The sequence below is a fragment of the Inquilinus limosus MP06 genome (genome assembly GCF_000767795.1).
Lineage (GTDB): Bacteria > Pseudomonadota > Alphaproteobacteria > DSM-16000 > Inquilinaceae > Inquilinus > Inquilinus limosus_E.
In genome coordinates this window covers 1-2,459 of sequence record NZ_JANX01000749.1, presented here as the reverse complement: position 1 = coordinate 2,459, position 2,459 = coordinate 1, and the positions used below count along the sequence as shown (strand labels likewise).

Genomic DNA, 2,459 nt, shown 5'->3' with positions numbered 1-2,459 from the left:
GTCGCCTCCGGCGCCTCGCGGCGCTGCAGCAGGGCGAAGCTCTCATCCTCCAGCGCCGTCAGCACCGCCCGCAGCCGGTCCGGCCGTTCGGGATGGCCGGGGCCGGTGTCGTGGCCGATGCAGGCCGGGTGGGTGAAGAGCAGCGTGTCCATGCCCGTCCTGCCTTATCCGGCCTTGCGGATGCTGTAGCGGGTGGCGCCGTCGGCCTCCTCGGTCACCGCGACCAAGACGTGGCCGGTGGCGTCGCAGAAAGCCGGGAAGTCCTTGCGCGCCGCGGCGTCGGTGGCCAGCACGTCCAGCACCTGGCCCGGTGCCAGCCCCTGCAGCGCCTTGCGCGCCTTCAGGACCGGCATCGGGCAGATCAGGTCGCGCGCGTCGAGATCCAAATCAGCCATGGCGAACCCTAGCGCGGGCGGCGGCCGCGGCCAACGGTTCCGGCCTCAGCTTTCCGCCAGGCGGAAGGCGGCCAGCGCGGCCAGACCCCAGCCCAGGATCAGCAGCACGCCGCCGATCGGGGTGATGGCGCCGAACCAGCGCGGCGCGCCGAAGGCCATCAGGTACAGCGTGCCGGAAAAGATCACGGCGCCGGCCAGGAAGGACCAGCCCGCCCAGCGCAGCCCGCCCGGCGCGCCCAGCAGGGCCAGGGCCAGCAGGGCGACGGCATGCACCAGCTGGTACTGCGCCCCGGTGTGCACCCAGCCCAGCCGCTCCGGCGCCGCATCGGCCATGCCGTGGGCGGCGAAGGCGCCCATCGCCACCGCCACCATGCCGTGCAGCCCGGCCCCGATCAGAAGCACCCGGTCGATCATTCCGTTCTCCCCACCCATGGCAGGCTTTTCCAAAACCCAGCACCGTCATTGCTTCGCTGCGCTCGCAATGACGGTGTCAGTGTTCCGAAAAGCCCCGCGAATCGTCCGGAGGTCACAGTAGCCGGGCTGCAGCCGCCTTCACATGACCGTAAAGCCGCGGACGAAGGGGTCGCGGTCGTCGAGGAAGATGGTGTTGTAGCCGGTCAGCCAGGCCTGCCCGGCGATCGACGGGATGATCGCGTCGAACGGTCCCACCTTGGCCGTGCCCTCGACCCGGCCGTGGAACAGGCTGCCGATGATGCTCTCATGCACGAAGGCGTCGCCGGTCTTGAGATCGCCGCGCGCCGCCAGCTGGGCCATGCGGGCCGAGGTGCCGGTGCCGCAGGGTGACCGGTCGATCGCCTTCTCGCCGTAGAACACGGCGTTGCGGGCATGCGCCTCCGGGTGCTTCGGCTTGCCAGTCCACTGCACATGACGCAGGCCGCGGATGGTCGGGTCCTCCGGATGCACCATGTCGAAGCGCTCATTCACCACCCGGCGGACGATCGGCGACAGGCGCTGGATCTCGCCGGCGGACAGGGCCTCCAGGTCGGCATAGCCCGGCTGCGGCTCGATGATGGCGTAGAAGTTGCCGCCATAGGCGATGTCGGCCACCAGCGGACCGACTCCCGGCAGCTCGAACTCCAGCTTCTCCTTATAGAGGAAGGACGGGACATTGCGGATGCGCACCGAGGTGACGTGGCCGGCGGCGTCCTGCTCGTACTCCGCGTCGACGATGCCGGCCGGGACCTCGAGGCGCAGCCGGCCCGGCGTCTTCGGCCGCACCAACCCTTCCTCGACCATCACCGTCACCGTGCCGATGGTGCCGTGGCCGCACATCGGCAGGCAGCCGGAGGTCTCGATGAACAGGATCGCGGCGTCGGCGTCGTCGCGGGTCGGGGCGTACAGGATCGACCCCGACATCACGTCATGGCCGCGCGGCTCGAACATCAGCCCGGTGCGGATCCAGTCGTATTCGGCGACGAAGTGCTGGCGCTTCTCGCTCATGGTCGCGCCCTGCAGCGGCGGGGCGCCGCCGGCGACGACGCGAACCGGGTTGCCGCAGGTGTGGGCGTCGATGCAGAAGAAGCTGCTCTTGGTCATGGCGGGCTCACTGGAAGCGGTCGATGCCGAAGGGGCCGGGATCCGCCGGGCCGTTGGCCGACAGGAAGCCGGCGGCGAGGCGGGCGGTGGTGGCGGACAGGGTCAGGCCGAGATGGCCGTGGCCGAAGGCGAGGACGATGCGCGGGTCGCGCGGATGCGGGCCGATCACCGGCAGGCTGTCGGGGGTGGAGGGGCGGCAGCCCATCCACTCGGTGCCGCCGGTCTCCGGGATCGCCGGCAGATAGCGCCGGGCCTTCTGCCGCAGCGCCCGGGCGCGGGCCAGATTGGCCGGTGCGTCCACCGCCGCCAGCTCCACCGCCCCGCCGATGCGGAGGCCGTCGGACAGGGGGGAGGCGACGAAGCCGTGATCGGCGAAGACCACCGGCATCGGCAGCTTCAGCGGCGCCTCCGGGATGGTGGTGTTGTAGCCGCGCTCGGTCTCCAGCGGCACCTTCAGGCCCAGGCGGCGGACGATCTCGCGCGACCACACTCCGGCGGACACCACGA

4 protein-coding genes are annotated in these 2,459 nt (G+C 71.2%); all 4 read right to left on the bottom strand.

All coding sequences use genetic code 11. The annotated features are described in order from the left end of the window. Positions 1–164: 164 nt before the first annotated feature. Positions 165–395, bottom strand: coding sequence for a sulfurtransferase TusA family protein (locus P409_RS31840; RefSeq protein ID WP_034848057.1), 231 nt, complete (start codon positions 393–395; stop codon positions 165–167). Between the two features lie 45 nt (positions 396–440). Further along, positions 441–809 (bottom strand): DUF423 domain-containing protein, encoded by a 369-nt coding sequence (locus tag P409_RS31835; protein WP_034848053.1) that lies wholly within the window; start codon positions 807–809, stop codon positions 441–443. A gap of 138 nt (positions 810–947) precedes the next feature. Further along, positions 948–1,952, bottom strand: a complete 1,005-nt coding sequence (locus P409_RS31830) for a 4-hydroxyproline epimerase (RefSeq protein WP_034848050.1) — start codon at positions 1,950–1,952, stop codon at positions 948–950. 7 nt (positions 1,953–1,959) lie between these two features. Further along, positions 1,960–2,459: NAD(P)/FAD-dependent oxidoreductase (locus tag P409_RS31825; protein ID WP_034848047.1), on the bottom strand; the 500-nt coding region annotated here is incomplete at its 5' end.